The sequence below is a fragment of the Bradyrhizobium glycinis genome (assembly GCF_016031655.1).
Classification (GTDB): Bacteria; Pseudomonadota; Alphaproteobacteria; order Rhizobiales; family Xanthobacteraceae; genus Bradyrhizobium; species Bradyrhizobium glycinis.
On sequence record NZ_JACCHQ010000002.1, the window covers coordinates 163,947 to 177,995 of the forward strand.

12 protein-coding genes are annotated in these 14,049 nt (G+C 65.2%); 3 read left to right on the top strand and 9 right to left on the bottom strand.

The window, feature by feature from the left end:
* Positions 1-44 precede the first annotated feature (44 nt).
* The 7 genes from HZZ16_RS05075 to HZZ16_RS05105 all read right to left on the bottom strand — a co-directional run bounded on the left by HZZ16_RS05075 (position 45) and on the right by HZZ16_RS05105 (position 7,582).
* Complete coding sequence (locus HZZ16_RS05075) at positions 45-1,196, bottom strand: Gfo/Idh/MocA family protein (protein ID WP_197947420.1); 1,152 nt, start codon at positions 1,194-1,196, stop codon at positions 45-47.
* Positions 1,193-2,584, bottom strand: coding sequence for an enolase-like domain-containing protein (locus HZZ16_RS05080; RefSeq protein ID WP_197947421.1), 1,392 nt, complete (start codon positions 2,582-2,584; stop codon positions 1,193-1,195). Before HZZ16_RS05080 ends, HZZ16_RS05075 begins: the two co-directional genes overlap by 4 nt.
* 225 nt (positions 2,585-2,809) lie before the next feature.
* Positions 2,810-3,658 (bottom strand): ABC transporter ATP-binding protein, encoded by an 849-nt coding sequence (locus HZZ16_RS05085; protein WP_197947422.1) that lies wholly within the window; start codon positions 3,656-3,658, stop codon positions 2,810-2,812.
* 114 nt (positions 3,659-3,772) lie between these two features.
* Positions 3,773-4,765: an ABC transporter substrate-binding protein gene (locus tag HZZ16_RS05090; RefSeq protein ID WP_197947423.1), complete on the bottom strand. Its 993-nt coding sequence runs from the start codon at positions 4,763-4,765 to the stop codon at positions 3,773-3,775.
* Positions 4,766-4,821: 56 nt separating this feature from the next.
* Positions 4,822-5,631 (bottom strand): ABC transporter permease, encoded by an 810-nt coding sequence (locus HZZ16_RS05095; RefSeq protein ID WP_124160619.1) that lies wholly within the window; start codon positions 5,629-5,631, stop codon positions 4,822-4,824.
* Between the two features lie 202 nt (positions 5,632-5,833).
* The gene (locus tag HZZ16_RS05100) at positions 5,834-6,541 is read right to left on the bottom strand and encodes a TetR/AcrR family transcriptional regulator (protein WP_197947424.1); all 708 of its coding nucleotides are present in this window, start codon (positions 6,539-6,541) and stop codon (positions 5,834-5,836) included.
* Positions 6,542-6,733: 192 nt separating this feature from the next.
* Entirely contained in the window at positions 6,734-7,582 is an 849-nt protein-coding gene (locus HZZ16_RS05105; protein ID WP_197947425.1) for a VOC family protein, read from the bottom strand.
* Positions 7,583-7,794: 212 nt separating this feature from the next.
* Here HZZ16_RS05105 and HZZ16_RS05110 point away from each other — a divergent pair, with 212 nt between their 5' ends.
* Positions 7,795-8,688 (top strand): sugar kinase, encoded by an 894-nt coding sequence (locus tag HZZ16_RS05110; RefSeq protein WP_197947426.1) that lies wholly within the window; start codon positions 7,795-7,797, stop codon positions 8,686-8,688.
* Positions 8,689-8,694: 6 nt separating this feature from the next.
* A complete protein-coding gene (locus HZZ16_RS05115) occupies positions 8,695-9,603 on the top strand; it encodes a ribokinase (RefSeq protein ID WP_197947427.1) in 909 nt (302 codons plus the stop codon).
* Between the two features lie 4 nt (positions 9,604-9,607).
* Here HZZ16_RS05115 and HZZ16_RS05120 read toward each other — a convergent pair whose 3' ends face one another.
* Positions 9,608-10,825 carry an NAD(P)/FAD-dependent oxidoreductase gene (locus HZZ16_RS05120; RefSeq protein WP_197947428.1) on the bottom strand — a complete coding sequence of 406 codons (1,218 nt, stop codon included), beginning with the start codon at positions 10,823-10,825 and terminating at the stop codon, positions 9,608-9,610.
* Positions 10,826-11,052: 227 nt separating this feature from the next.
* Here HZZ16_RS05120 and HZZ16_RS05125 point away from each other — a divergent pair, with 227 nt between their 5' ends.
* A complete protein-coding gene (locus tag HZZ16_RS05125) occupies positions 11,053-11,847 on the top strand; it encodes an enoyl-CoA hydratase/isomerase family protein (protein ID WP_197947429.1) in 795 nt (264 codons plus the stop codon).
* A gap of 12 nt (positions 11,848-11,859) precedes the next feature.
* On the opposite strand, the gene HZZ16_RS05130 is transcribed toward HZZ16_RS05125, so the two are convergent.
* On the bottom strand, positions 11,860-13,572 hold the full coding sequence (locus HZZ16_RS05130) for an IlvD/Edd family dehydratase (RefSeq protein ID WP_197947430.1): 1,713 nt from the start codon (positions 13,570-13,572) through the stop codon (positions 11,860-11,862).
* Positions 13,573-14,049: the final 477 nt, after the last annotated feature.

The following is a 14,049-nucleotide window of genomic DNA, read 5'->3' on the forward strand; positions in this document are numbered from 1 at the left end:
CGCAATGACGGCTTGGCGGGCATCGGGGCTCTATCTATTCGACCTCACACCTTGATCGGGGCGACGTCGATCCATCGCCGCTCCTTCCAGCTCTTCAGCGCGCATTCGGCGAGCTGCACGCCCTTGGCGCCTTCGAGCAGCGTGAACTTGTAGGGCGCGTCCTCGTAGACGTGGCGGATGAACATCTCCCACTGCTCCTTAAAGCCGTTATCGTAGGTGACGTTGTCGGGCAGCTTCTGCCAGTCGCCGTAGAAATCGTGCAGCCGCTTCTCATCGGGATTCCACACCGGTCGCGGGGTCGCCTGCCGCGCCTGGATCATGCAGTCAGTGAGCCCTGCGACCGCCGAGCCGAGCGTGCCGTCGACCTGGAAGGTGACGAGGTCGTCGCGATAGACGCGCGTGACCCACGACATGTTGATGTGGGCGATGATGCCGCCTTCGAGCTGGAACGTGGCGTAGGCGGAATCGTCCGCGGTCGCCTTGTACTTCTGGCCCTGCTCGTCATAGCGCTCGGGGATATCGGTGCTGCCGATACAGCTCACGCTCTGGACGTTGCCGAAGAGGTTGTCGAGCACGTAGCGCCAATGGCAGACCATGTCGAGGATGATGCCGCCGCCGTCCTCGCTGCGGTAGTTCCAGGACGGTCGCTGCGCCTCCTGCCAGCCGCCTTCAAACACCCAATAGCCGAACTCGCCGCGCACCGAGAGGATACGGCCGAAGAACCCGGAGTCGCGCAGGAAGGCGATCTTCTTCAACCCCGGCAGGAACAGCTTGTCCTGCACCGTGCCGTGCTTGACGCCCTTGGCATTGGCGAGCTTCACGACCTCGACGGCTTCCTCGAAATTCGTCGCGATCGGCTTCTCGCAATAGACATGCTTGCCGGCGTTGATGGCCTGGGTCAGAAGACCGGGACGCGCCTGCGTCGTCGCGGCATCGAAGAACATGGTGTCGTTCTCATCGGCGAGCGCGGCATCTAGATCGGTGGTCCAGCGCGTGATGTTGTAGCGCTTCGCCAGCGCCTCGATCTTGTCGGCGCTGCGGCCGACCAGGATCGGATCGGGCATGACGCGGTCGCCGTTTGTCAGGCGGACGCCGCCCTGGTCGCGGATGGCGACGATCGAGCGGATCAAATGCTGGTTGAGCCCCATGCGGCCAGTGACGCCGTTCATGATGAGGCCGAGGCGTTGAGTGGTCATGCCAATTGCTCCTGAAGTGGCTGTTCGAGCGGGCGCAGCGCCGACCAGTCCGGATGGACCGCGGTGGCAAAGCCTGCTGTGTGAAGCGATCCCGTCAGGAGATCGCCGTCGTGAATGGAGAGCCGGATGCCCTGCCCGGCATCGGCGTAGAGATCGGGATGCGCGGCAGCGAAGGCCGCAGCTTCGGCGGCCGGCGTCTCGCCGAAGCCGTCGACATAGTGATGGCCATTGCGCTCGGCGTGAGTGACGCCAATGAAGGCGCCGAGCGCGAGGTCGTGCTGCACGGCGAGGCCGGCTTGGCAGGTCAGGTCCTCGGCCGTCACGAAGAAGGTCTCGCCTTCCGCACTCCATTTCGCCGCGCGTGTAGCATTGACGATGGACTTGTAGAGGCCCTTGCAGGATTTCGAGGAGATGCCGCGATAGCCGAGCGCCCGCGCTGCCGGAAATGCATCGTAGGAATCGTCGGCCTCGTCGATGATGAAGCCGCGCGCGGCGAGCGCGCCGAGCGGCGACTGCCGCGTGATGTCGCGCGGCATCGGCTGTTCGACATAGAGCAGGCGCGTGGCGATCGGGCGCAGGGTGGCGTCATGATCGAGCCGGTCCATCAGGGCCTGCAGCGCGGCGAGATTCGCGTATTGCTCGTTGGCATCGAGCGTCACCTTGTAGTCGCGTCCGAGCGTGGTGAGCTCCTTGCCGATCCGCGCGAGCCGCGCCGCATCGGCAGCCGGATCGCCTGATAGCTTGAGCTTGAAATAGCGGGCGCCGGCGTTCTCGCGCGGGTCGGCGACGCCGCCCTCGCCTTCAACGGTATCGTCAAGGCCGACGGTATGCCTGATCGCAACACGCTCCAGCGGCACCCGGCCGGAGAGAAACGCACCGATGTCCCTCTCGCTCAGGTCGGGAGAAAGCCGCGCATCGATCCCGGCGATGTTCGCGGCCATCCCGTCAAAGAAATTGGTCCCCATCGCGCGCAGCAGCGCATCGAGGATGGCCTTGTCGATCTCCGCGGGGCCGTAGCTTGCTACCAGCGCCGGAATATTCTTCTTTGCGCAGGTCGCGACCTGGGCACCGATGCAGGATGCATGCAGATCGAACGCCGTCTGGAAGCCGCTCCGTGCCAGATAGAGCCCACGTGCGATCTGAAGCGAACGGCGCAACCCGTCGACCGTCTGCGCCGGCGACAGCTCCGGCCGCTTGTCGAACCACTTTGGCACCAGCAGCTCGGCACTGGCACCGACCGCGGTTCCCCTGCCCTCGACCTCGATCTCGGCCCGGACGAACAGCTGCGGCGTCGCGTTGATGGTAACAGCGCCGAAGCGGAACGGCCGCGCGAACTGCACGGGGCGTTCGAAGAAGGCGATGTCTCGCAGCTTCAGGCGGGGGGACATGATCTAACAACAATACACGGTGGGCTTGGTACGGGCGGTATGGCCGCGGACGACGCGCCTCTCCCGCTTGCGGGAGAGGCCGTCGCGCGAAGCGCGGCGGGTGAGGGCTTCATCCTCTGGGGGAGTGTCCCGATGCGGAGACACCCTCTCCCCAACCCTCCCCCGCAGGCGGGGGAGGGAGCGCACCATCTTCGCGGTCGGAGCCTGGCTCAATCGCATTGCTCTCTAATCCAACGCGCCTTGCGAGAAGAAATGCTTGCGGATGCGCTGCACGAGATCCGTAAACACCGGGTCGGCCATCGCGTCGAGCGAGCGCGGGCGCGGCAGCGGGACATCGTAGATCGCGGCGATCGCGCCGGGGCGCTCGGTCATGACCAGCACGCGGTCGGCGAGGAATACGGCTTCCGGAATCGAATGCGTGATCAGCAGAACCGTCTTCTTCGTCTCGCGCTGGATCCGCATCAATTCGACATTCATGCGCTCGCGCGTCAGCGCGTCAAGCGCGCCGAACGGCTCGTCCATCAGCATGATCCTGGGATCATGCACCAGCGCGCGACAAATCGAGGCGCGCTGCTGCATGCCACCGGAAAGCTGCCAGGGCAGCTTCTTCTCGAAGCCTTCGAGGCCGACCAGCTTGAGGAGCGACTTGGCGCGGTCGAGATATTCCTGGCGCGGCAGGCGCTTCATGTCGATCGGAAGCATCACGTTGCCCAGGATGTTGCGCCAGGGCAAGAGCAACGCGTTCTGGAACACGATGCCGACATTGCCGTGCGGCGTCGTCACCTTCTGGCCCTCGACCAGGATCTCGCCTGTGGTCGGCGCCAGCAGGCCCGAGATCAATTTGAGCAGCGTGGACTTGCCGCAGCCGGAAGGGCCGACCACGACGAAGAACTCGCCGTCATTGATGTGGAAGTCGAGCGGCTGCAGCGACGGCACGTCGCCGTCGCGTGTCCGGTAGGTCTTGGATACGCCCGACAGCTTGATGCCCGATGCGTCGCCGGCAGCCCGGCCGCTCACCAGTCTCAAATGTGCGGCCGGCTGCGCGGTTTCATTTGGCCTTGTTGCTGGGTTCATCCAATTAAGCCCGTTCGACCATGAGAACCGTCATTCCGGGATGGTCCGAAGGACCAGACCCGGAATCTCGAGATTCCGGGTTCGCCCTTCGGGCGCCCCGGAATGACGGGGCGCTCACGACCCGCTCTTCGGCAGGTAGTCGTTGGTGTAGAAGGCCTTCGGGTTCTCCTTGGCCTTGGCGTCGAGCCCGCCATACTCGACCATCAGATTGACCGTATCAGTCATGTTCTGCTCCGTGACCTGGAACGGACGCTTGCCCTTGGTCTCCGCGGTCCGGTACAGCGGGATGGTCAGCTCAAAACCCTGCGTCAGCGTGTCGATCTTGCCGCCCTTCGGGTTGGCATCGAGGATCGCCTGCGCCGCAGCCTTCGGCTCCTTCTCGGCGGCTTCCACCGCCTTCGTGGTCGCCGACATGAAGCGGCGGACCAGATCGGCATTGGCCTTCACATAATCAGTATTGGCGATGATGCCGGAGGAGACCATGTTGATGCCGTAGTCGGCGAACTTGATCGGATAGACGTCCTTGCCGGTGGCGTCCTTGATCTTCATCGACTGATCCATGACGTAGCCGAGCAGAAGGTCGGCCTGGCCGTTGATGACGGCATTGAGCTTGGTCTGGCCATCGCCGGCGACCGTCTTGAAGTCGCTCTCCTTCAGGCCGGTCTTCTTCAGGAACAGCGGCCAGATCTGGGTCATGGAATCCGCCGGCGTGATCGCCACCGTCTTGCCCTTGATGTCTTCGGGCTTTTTGATGTTCTTGTCGGCGAAGCCCATCGCGGACATCGGTGAGGTCTGCAGCAGCACGCCGGTCGCCACCACGGGCGCGCCCTTGATCGCGGCGCGCATCATGGTGGGCACGTCGACATAGCCGAAGTCCGCGGTCTTGGCGGCAACCGCCTGCGTGGTCGCAGCGGAGCCGCGACCTTCCTGGATCTCGAGCTCGATGCCTTCGGCCGCGTAGATGCCCTTGGCCTTGCCGTAATAGAACGGCGCGTGCTCGCCATAGACGTACCAGTTCAGCATCAGCACGACCTTGTCGGCTGCCTGCGCCGGCATCGCCGCAAGACCCAGCAGCACCGCCGAGACAGCCCCAATCAACCGCTTCATCGTTTCTCTCCCTTGCCGTTCGTTGCGGCGGCCGTTGCTGGCCGCTCGTTGTTTGGTTACGAGGCGAAAATCACGTCTTCGCGCTGGCTGACGTGCCAGGGAATGACCAGCTTCTCGATCCGGTCGACGATCCAGAACAGGATCACGCCGAGCAGCGCGAGGATCACGAGCGCGGCGAACATCGTCGGCAGGTCGAACGTGCCGATCGAGCGCTGCATCACGTAGCCGATGCCGGAATTGGAGCCGACGAATTCACCGACCACCGCGCCGACCACGGCCAGCGTCACCGACACTTTGAGGCCGGAGAAGATCGCCGGCAGCGCATGCGGCAGGTTCACCGCGCGAAACACCTGCAGGCGGCTGCCCTGCATGGCGCGGGCGAGATCGACCATGTCGGGGTCGACCGACTTGAAGCCCTGCACCGCGGAGACCACCACCGGGAAGAAGCCGAGCAGGAACGCCGAGATCACCTTGGGAATGATGCCGAAGCCGAACCAGACAACGAACAGCGGCGCGATCGCAATCTTCGGCACGGATTGCGAGAACACCAGCAGCGGATAGACGTAACTCTCCACCGTCTTCGAGCCCGCGATCAGCATCGCGACGGGAATGCCGAACAATGCCGACAGCAGGAAGCCGCAGACGGTGGCATAGGTGGTCGGCCAGGACTGGCGCAGCAGCTCCGGCCACTCGGTGCGCAGCACGGCGACGACATCGAGCGGCGACGGGATCTGGTAGGCGGGAATCTTGAAGATCCGGATCGCGAGATCCCAGGCGACGACGATGAAGACCAGGAACAAGAACGGCCGAACCCAGGCTGCATTCAGCAGCTTGGAAACAGCGTTTTGCGGCTTCGGCTCGGCCAATTTTCGCTCCCGGCAGTTTTCTTCGTTATGGGCAGAAATTAACCCGTTGGATAAATACTGTCCAGAGCTTTCCCTGTGACGTTTTGCGCCGGGGTTCCCCGTGAGGCCAGGGCTTGTCCCGGGCATCCACGTCTCTCCTACGCGCGGATGCACGTGGATGGCCGGGTCAAGCCCGGCCATGACGGACATGGAAGCTTGAGGACTATACCGCCTGCACGACCGCGGCGCGCGACTTCGGCGCCTTCGCGATCTCGAACAGCGCGGCGGACTTGCCCGTCAGCGCGGCCAGCACGAGACCGACCATGTGGGCCAGCCGCTCGTCCTTGGCCTTCTTGTCCAGCAAATCGCGGCCGAAGATCACGCTGAGCGTTGCCGAGTTGGAGAGGTAGAAGAAGCTGAGCGCCGCGATCGAGATGTAGAGCTGCACCGGGTCGACCGCGACCTGGAAATCGCCGCTATCGACGCCGCGGCGCACCACGGCGCGGATCATCTCGACGAAGGGCGAGTGCATCGACTTGACCTTGGTCGATTTCTTCAGGTGCTTTGCGCGCGCGAGATTCTCGGTCTGCAGCAGCGACAGGAATTCGGGATTGCGCAGGAAGTAATTCCAGGTGAACTCGATCAGGCGGCGGATCGCCTCGGGGGGATCGAGATGTTCGAGGTCGAGCCCCCGCTCTTCGCTGCGGATCTTGTCATAGGCGCCTTCGAGCACGGCGAGATAGAGCTCGTCCTTGTTGCCGACGTGGTAGTAGAGCATGCGCTTGTTGGCGCCGGCCTTGGCCGCGATGCGGTCGACACGCGCGCCGGCAAGGCCATGGGCGGAAAACTCCTGCTTGGCGGCTTCGAGAATGCGCAGCCGCATCCCCTCGGGGTCGCGCTGCCATTTCAGAGTTCGCTTTGCCTTCGCCAAACTGGGTGCTCGCTGGTGATCGCCTGGCTCGCATTTATCATGCGCGCAGCCCGCCGCATAGGAGAGAGGGAGGCACCTGCTTCAACACCGTCATTGCGAGCGCAGCGAAGCAATCCAGACTGCCACCGCGGAAACGGGTCTGGATTGCTTCGTCGCAAGGGCTCCTCGCAATGACGGGGAGAGAGGGGGTCTCTAATCCACCGGCTTCGGCGAGCGCTCCAGCAACACGGTCTGGATCCCGCAGGTGCCATTGCGCACCGTCATAATGCGCGTGCCCGGCTTGCGGCCGGTGCGCACCTCGCTGACGTCGAGTCCGGCAGCGATCAGGCGGGCGCGGGTGGCGTCGATGTCGGCGACCCGCCAGCTCAGGCCCCAGAGCCGGTCATGCGCGGCGTCGCCGCCCGCGACCGGGCGGCGCACCACCTCGACGATGAGGTCGCCGCAGCGGAAGAACATCAGCTGGCCCCAGTCCTGGTGCGAGCGGTCGAGCGCGAGATCGAGGCCGAGCCGGGCGCCGTAGAGCGCAGCGGCGCGCTCGGAATCCTCGGTGGTGATGACGACGTGGTCGAGCCCCTCGATCGGCGCGATGTCGGTTGCGGCCGACTTCGGGCGCTCGTCGGCCAGCTCCAGGAAGAACATGCGCACCCCGCGCGTCAGCTCGGTGGCGGCCCGCGTGCGCTTCCAGTGCAGTACGGCGCCGGTGACCGCATCGCTGCTTTCGACCTCTGCGACCGGATCCGGCTTCAAGGCCACCCGCTCCAGCCGCCGGTGCATCTTGCCGATGTCGGCGACACGAAAGCACAGGCTGGCGAGCACGCCCTCGTGGTCGCCGAGCAGTGCGCGCATGCGGTCGGCGGTGATGCTGAAGCCGTGAGGGGCCATCAGCTCGATGCTCATGTTGTCGAGGGTGAACAGCACCCGGTCGGCGCCCTCGCCCGAGTTCTGCCAGGCCGGCGCGCGGGCGAGCAGCGTCTGATAGGCCGCCTTGGCCGCACCGATGTCGCCCACCAGAACGACGATATGATCGAGGCCGGTGATCATTCTGCACCCTTTTTGTGGACCGGGAACCCCGGGAGCGAAAGACGGCGTTTGTCCGGGCTTGGCATGGGCCAGTGATGGTCGTATTCCCGGACCATGCTGACCTCAAGCGCTTCGGGCGGCAGATTTGCGAATAATTTCAGCGTCCCTCCGGAGCGGAACCGGTGCTAGAGTAATTCCGCCGGCCGGGACCACAAGCGCATCACGGACAAGCAATGCAGGCTCTCTTCATCGGACAGACCTATATCGACGTCGTCTTCATCACCGACCACATGCCGACCGGCGACGAGAAGCACGTGGCGCGTGACTACGCGGTCTCCTTCGGCGGCAACGCGGTGACGGCGGCCTTCTGCTGCGCCAAGCTCGGCATCGTGCCGGACCTGATCGCGACCGCAGCCAATGACTGGCTCGGGCGCATGTTCCAGGACATGTGCGCGAAGTACGGCATCTCGCTGCATGGGCGCAAGGTCAAACAGTCCTCGCTCTCCTTCATCATGCCCAACGACGGCAAGCGTGCCATCGTCCGCTGCCGCGACGACGAGCACATCCACCCCTTTCCGATGCTCAATCTCGGCGGCTGCCGCGCGCTGCATGTCGACGGCCACCAGCCGGATGCCGCGATCCACTACGCCAAGGTATGCCGCGAGGCCGGCATCCTGACCTCGCTCGACGGCGGCGGCCTGCGCACCAACACCCATGAGCTGCTCGAATTCATCGACGTCGCCATCGTCGCCGAGCGCCTGTGCGAGCAGATGGACCTGACGCCGGAGAAGATGCTCGACTACCTCAAAAGCCGCGGCTGCAAGATCGGCGGCGTCACGATGGGCGAGAAGGGCCTGTTCTGGTACGATGAGACAGGGACAGTGCAGGTGATGCCCGCGATGCCGATCCCGCGCGAGCGCGTGATCGACACCAACGGCGCCGGCGACGTCTTCCACGGCGCCTATGTCTATTCCTACCTCGCCCATCCCGGCAAAAGCTGGCGCGAGCATTTCGATTTTGCCCGCGCCGCCTCGACATTCAAGATCCAGCGCCTCGGCAACGAGGCCGGCTTGCCGACGCTGGTCGACATCGCCAAGGTCAGGCACGAGTTCGAGATCAGGGTCTAGAAAAAGATGGGGCGCGTCTTCGTCGCCGGCAGCATCAACATGGATGTGGTGGCGATCGCCGAGCGCCATCCACGAATCGGCGAGACCGTCGCCGGCCGCCAGGTGCTGTATTTTCCGGGCGGCAAGGGCGCGAACCAGGCGGTCGCGGCCTCACGGTTAGGGGCGCGGACCACGCTGATCGGACGGCTGGGCAGGGATTCGTTCGGCGCCGAGCTGAAGGCCTTTCTCGGCGAGCAGGGCATCGATCTCGGCTACGTCGTGGAGACGGCCGAGACGCACACCGGGACGGCCATCATCACGGTGGCCGAGGCCGACAACACCATCGTCGTCGTTCCCGGAGCGAACGGGCTGGTCGGCGCCGATGACGTCAGCGTCGTGCCGCTCCTGAAGGGTGACGTCGCCGTCAGCCAGTTCGAGATTCCGCTGCCTGCCATCGCTGCTTTCTTCCATCGCGCCCGCGCGGCGGGGGCGGTGACCGTGCTGAACCCGGCGCCGGCGCAGAAGATGCCGGGCGAGCTGCTGGCGCTGGTCGACATCCTCGTCCTGAACGAGACCGAGCTCGGCTTCCTCGCAGGCGTGGAGCTCTCCGAGAGCGACGCGGCCGCCCGCATCATCGATGTCGCGCGACAGCTTCAGGCGCACGAGGACCAGACCATCTGCGTCACGCTCGGCAAGCGCGGCGTGCTCGCACTGGCGGGGCGCGAGGAAATTGAGGTACCAGGCCGTGTGGTGAAGGCTGTCGACACCACAGGCGCCGGCGACTGCTTCGTCGGCGCCCTGGCCGAGCAACTCGCTGACGGCGCAGCCCTGCGCGATGCGCTGACCTTCGCCAACGCGGCCGCCTCGATCAGCGTGCAGCGCATGGGCGCCGGACCGTCGATGCCGACGGCGGACGAAGTGGCGGCGGTGCTGTAGAGGCCTACGCCAGCGCGCTCTTCAGGTCGAAGCTCTCATCCGCGGCCTGCTCCGGCGTGATGGTGCGGTCCATGGCCTGCAAGCGGCGGCCAAACATGTGATCGCCGGCGCGGTTGATGGATTCGATGCCGAGCAGCTTGTCGCCGTGATAGCAGAACGCCGAGAACGCCTTCTTGGCAGGATCGCCGCGCAGCACGACGCGGTCGTAGCCGGTCGTCAGCCCCGCGATCTGGAGCTTGTCCTCGCCCTGGTCGCTCCAGAACCAGGGATGGCTGTCGTACGGCTTCTTGTCGCCGGTCAGTTTTGCGGCGAGGCAGCGGGCCTGATCGGTGGCGTTCTGCACCGATTCCAGCCGCAGCGAGCCGCCGAAGCGCGGGCTTGCGAACAGCGCGCAATCGCCGATGGCGGAAATGTTGCGATCAGCCGTCGACAGATATTCATCGACGATGATGCCGGCGGCGACCGGCAGCCCCGCCTCGGCCGCGAGCTCGATATTCGGCAGCACGCCGACGCCAACCACGACGAGATCGGCGGGCAGATGCCGCCCGTCGCTCAACGACACGCCGGTGACCTTGCCGCCCTCCGCTTCGATCGAGGTCGCCTGCACGCCGAGATGAATGCGGATGCCGGCTTCGCGGTGGCGGTCCTGAAAATACTCCGAGACCTCCGCCGTCACCGCACGCGCCATCACGCGCGGGGCGAGCTCGAGCACGTCGACCTCGAGGCCCTTGATGCGGGCGGTCGCGGCGAACTCGAGGCCGATGAAGCCGGCGCCGATGATCACGGCGCGCGTCTTCGACGGCATGATCGCGCGCAGCGCCTCGCTGTCGTCGAGGATGCGCAGATATTTCACGTCGGGCAGATTGGCATTCGGCAGATCGAGCAGCCGGTTGCGCGCGCCGGTCGCGAGCACGAGATGGCCGTAATCCAGCGTCGCGCCGGATGCCAGGTGCACCTTGCGCGCGGCGCGGTCGATCGAGGCGGCGCGGCCGGCGATCAGCTCGATGCTTTGATCCTGATAAAACTTCTCGGGCCGGAACATCAGGCTCTCCGGACCCGCGGAGCCCTTGATGTAGGCCTTGGAGAGCGGCGGCCGCTGATAGGGCAGATGCGCCTCGTCGTTGATCAGGCAGATGCGCTCGGCAAAGCCGGCTTGGCGCAGCGATGCCGCGACCTGGTAGCCGCCATGGCCGGCACCGACGATGATCACCGGGCCAGTCATCGGACAGTCCATTTCCAGAAGACACGAGCGTGACCCATGCCGCCTCCTCTCTCGCTGATTTTGCTTGCTGGCCTTGCGAGGAGCCGGCGCTCGTGTCCGTCCCTTGGCGAAAGCGGCTCCATTTGAGCCTATCGTTCCGCCCGGCGCAAGAGCGCGCGCCGGGGATTGTCACCCCTGCCCTTCTGCGATTTAGTTCGAGCCTCGACCTCCTGCCGGAGAATTTTAAGATGACCGCTCCCGTCTCAAAGCCCGACGATCCCGCCCTGCTGCGGATCGACGGCCCGATTGCGACCATCACGCTGAACCGCCCTGCCGCGTTCAACGCGATCGACCTTGCGATTGCGCAGAAGCTCGAGCAGCTCGCGGCCTATCTCGAAGGCGCGAACGACATCCGCGTCGTCGTGCTCGAAGGTGAAGGCCGCGCGTTCTGCGCCGGCGGCGATCTGCAGACGATCGGGGCCGCCGCCGAAGCCGGCACGGTGACGCCCGTGGTCGGCGAGCTCCTGAAGCACTATCACGCCTTCATCGAGATCGTCAGGCGCATGCCGAAGATCTCGCTGTCGAGCGTGCACGGCTCGGCCGCCGGCGCCGGCATGGGCCTCGCCTTCGTCACCGATCTCTGCATCGCCGCTGACGACGCCAAGTTCACGCCGGCCTATGCCAAAATCGGGGTGTCGCCGGACGGCGGCTCGACGGTCGGCATCGTCGGCACGGTGGGCTCGCGCCGCGCGCTGCAGATCTTTCTCGCCGAGGACAATTTTACCGCGCAGCAGGCCTATGAATGGGGTCTGGTTGCGAAGGTCGCTCCTGCCGCCGAGCTGAAGACAGCGACGCGACAACTTGCCGAGCGTCTCGCGCAGAACCCGCCGGCTTCGATCGCCGGCACCAAGCAGCTGGTCTATCAAGCGGCGACCACGCCGGTGAAGCAGCAGCTCGATGCCGAGGAGCACAAGATCATCATGGCGATGAACACGGAGGCGTTCCGCAGCGCCGTGAAGAAGTTCACGAGCAAGAGCAAGTAGCGAGGCGATGGCTCAGCCCTTCGCGGGGCCCGTCCTCTGCATGAAGTCGAAATCGCAGCCCTCGTCGGCCTGCAGGATGGTCTCGTTGAACAGCCAGGCGTAGCCGCGCCGTGCCTCCTCCGGCGCTGTGGCCGGCTTCAACGCGGCGCGGCGCCGCTCCAGCTCGGCGGCATCGACCAAGAGCTCGATGCTGCGCTTGGCCACGTCGAGGCGGATCATGTCTCCGTTCTCAACCAGCGCCAACGGCCCACCGACGGCGGATTCTGGGGTGATGTGCAGCACGATGGTGCCGAACGCGGTGCCGCTCATGCGCGCATCCGAGATGCGCACCATGTCCTTGGTGCCGCCGCGCGCGAGCTTCTTCGGGATCGGCAGATAACCGGCTTCCGGCATGCCCGGCGCGCCCTTCGGGCCGGCGTTGCGCAGCACCAGCACGTCGTCAGCGGTGACGTCGAGATCAGGATCGTCGACCCGCAAGGTCATGTCCTCGACGGATTCGAACACGACGGCACGCCCGGTGTGCTGCAGCAGCTTCGGGCTCGCGGCCGACTGCTTGATGACCGCACCGCGCGGCGCGAGATTGCCGTGCAGGATGGCGAGGCCGCCCTCCCTTTTGATCGGATTGTCGCGCGGGCGGATCGCGTCCTGGCCGGGCACGTCCTCGGCATTCGCCGCGATCTCGCGCAGCGTCTGGCCGCTGATGGTCCTGGCATCGAGATCGACGAGATCGCCGAGCTGCGCCAGCAGTTTCGGCACGCCGCCGGCGTGGTGGAAGTGCTCCATATAGTGCTCGCCGGACGGCTTGAGATCGACCAGCACCGGCACCTCGCGGCCGATCTGGTCGAACGCTGCGAGATCGAGCCGGTGCGGCGAGCGATGCGCCATCGCGGTCAGGTGGATCAAGCCGTTGGTCGAGCCGCCGATCGCCTGCAGCACGACCTGCGCGTTCCTAAACGAGGCCTGCGTCAACACTTCGCTCGGCTTCGGCCCCTTGGCCTTGGCCATCTCCGCGGCAACCTTGCCGCTGGCCTCGGCAAGACGGAACCGCTCGGCATGCGGCGCCGGGATGGTCGCGCTCATCGGCAGCGACAGGCCCATCGCTTCGATCATGCAGGCCATGGTCGAGGCCGTGCCCATCACCATGCAGGTGCCGACCGACGGCGCGAGGCGCCCGTTCACCGCTTCGATCTCGGCATCGTCCATGTCGCCGGCGCGATATTTGGCCCAGAGACGGCGGCAATCGGTGCAGGCCCCCAGCACCTCGCCCTTGTGATGGCCGACCACCATGGGACCGACCGGAATGACCACGGTCGGCAAATCGGCGCTGATCGCGGCCATCACCTGCGCCGGCAGCGTCTTGTCGCAGCCGCCGATCACGATCACCGCATCCATCGGCTGGGCGCGGATCATCTCCTCGGTGTCCATCGCCATCAGGTTGCGCAGGTACATCGAGGTCGGATGCGCAAAGCTCTCGGCGATCGAGATGGTCGGGAACACGAACGGCATCGCGCCTGACAGCATCACGCCGCGCTTGGCGGCCTCGATGATTTGCGGGACGTTGCCGTGGCAGGGATTGTAGTCGCTATAGGTGTTGGTGATGCCGACGATCGGGCGCTCCAGCGCATCGTCGGAATAGCCCATGGCCTTGATGAACGCCTTGCGCAGGAACAGCGAGAAGCCGGCATCGCCATAGCTCGTCAGACCCTTGCGCAAGCCACTCGTCATCACGGCGCTCCCTTCAGCTTTTGTCGTGGTGGTAAAGCCGGCCGCCTGATTGTCAATAAAGCGAGTTGCAGGCCTGGCGTTTGGTTTTGGGACACTTCTGAGCATGGGACGGCCTCGCCGCCCTCGATGGCGCCCGAACGCGCACCGAATCTCCGGCCTTCAGCCTCTCCGGCGTGGATCTGTATCCGACCCGCCTTCCGATGGAAGTGAATTCCATTGAACGCAACTGAGAAATGATTAGCAAGTAGTCGCACGCTCGGCCATTTCTGTGGAGTCGGTGTTGCGAATGACTTGCAATCGCAGGGACTTCGCGTGAACCAAGCTCCTTGCTTCGATCAGTGCCCTTGGTTCGCGCGTCGCCGATCGCCTTGCCGGCAACCTGCACCTGCCAGGTGCCGGAGATGCCGACCTCCTTCGAGATGTTGTAGGAGAAGGTTGGGCCGTTCGCAGCCTCAACCTCGATCAGTTCGAGCGGCT

Coding starts and splice junctions, on each gene's coding strand:
- HZZ16_RS05115 (WP_197947427.1), top strand. CDS start 8,695: ATGGGGCGCGTCTTCGTCGCCGGCAGCATCAACATGGATGTGGTGGCG.
- HZZ16_RS05075 (WP_197947420.1), bottom strand. CDS start 1,196: ATGACCACTCAACGCCTCGGCCTCATCATGAACGGCGTCACTGGCCGC.
- HZZ16_RS05120 (WP_197947428.1), bottom strand. CDS start 10,825: ATGACTGGCCCGGTGATCATCGTCGGTGCCGGCCATGGCGGCTACCAG.
- HZZ16_RS05085 (WP_197947422.1), bottom strand. CDS start 3,658: ATGAACCCAGCAACAAGGCCAAATGAAACCGCGCAGCCGGCCGCACAT.
- HZZ16_RS05080 (WP_197947421.1), bottom strand. CDS start 2,584: ATGTCCCCCCGCCTGAAGCTGCGAGACATCGCCTTCTTCGAACGCCCC.
- HZZ16_RS05125 (WP_197947429.1), top strand. CDS start 11,053: ATGACCGCTCCCGTCTCAAAGCCCGACGATCCCGCCCTGCTGCGGATC.
- HZZ16_RS05110 (WP_197947426.1), top strand. CDS start 7,795: ATGCAGGCTCTCTTCATCGGACAGACCTATATCGACGTCGTCTTCATC.
- HZZ16_RS05130 (WP_197947430.1), bottom strand. CDS start 13,572: ATGACGAGTGGCTTGCGCAAGGGTCTGACGAGCTATGGCGATGCCGGC.
- HZZ16_RS05105 (WP_197947425.1), bottom strand. CDS start 7,582: ATGATCACCGGCCTCGATCATATCGTCGTTCTGGTGGGCGACATCGGT.
- HZZ16_RS05090 (WP_197947423.1), bottom strand. CDS start 4,765: ATGAAGCGGTTGATTGGGGCTGTCTCGGCGGTGCTGCTGGGTCTTGCG.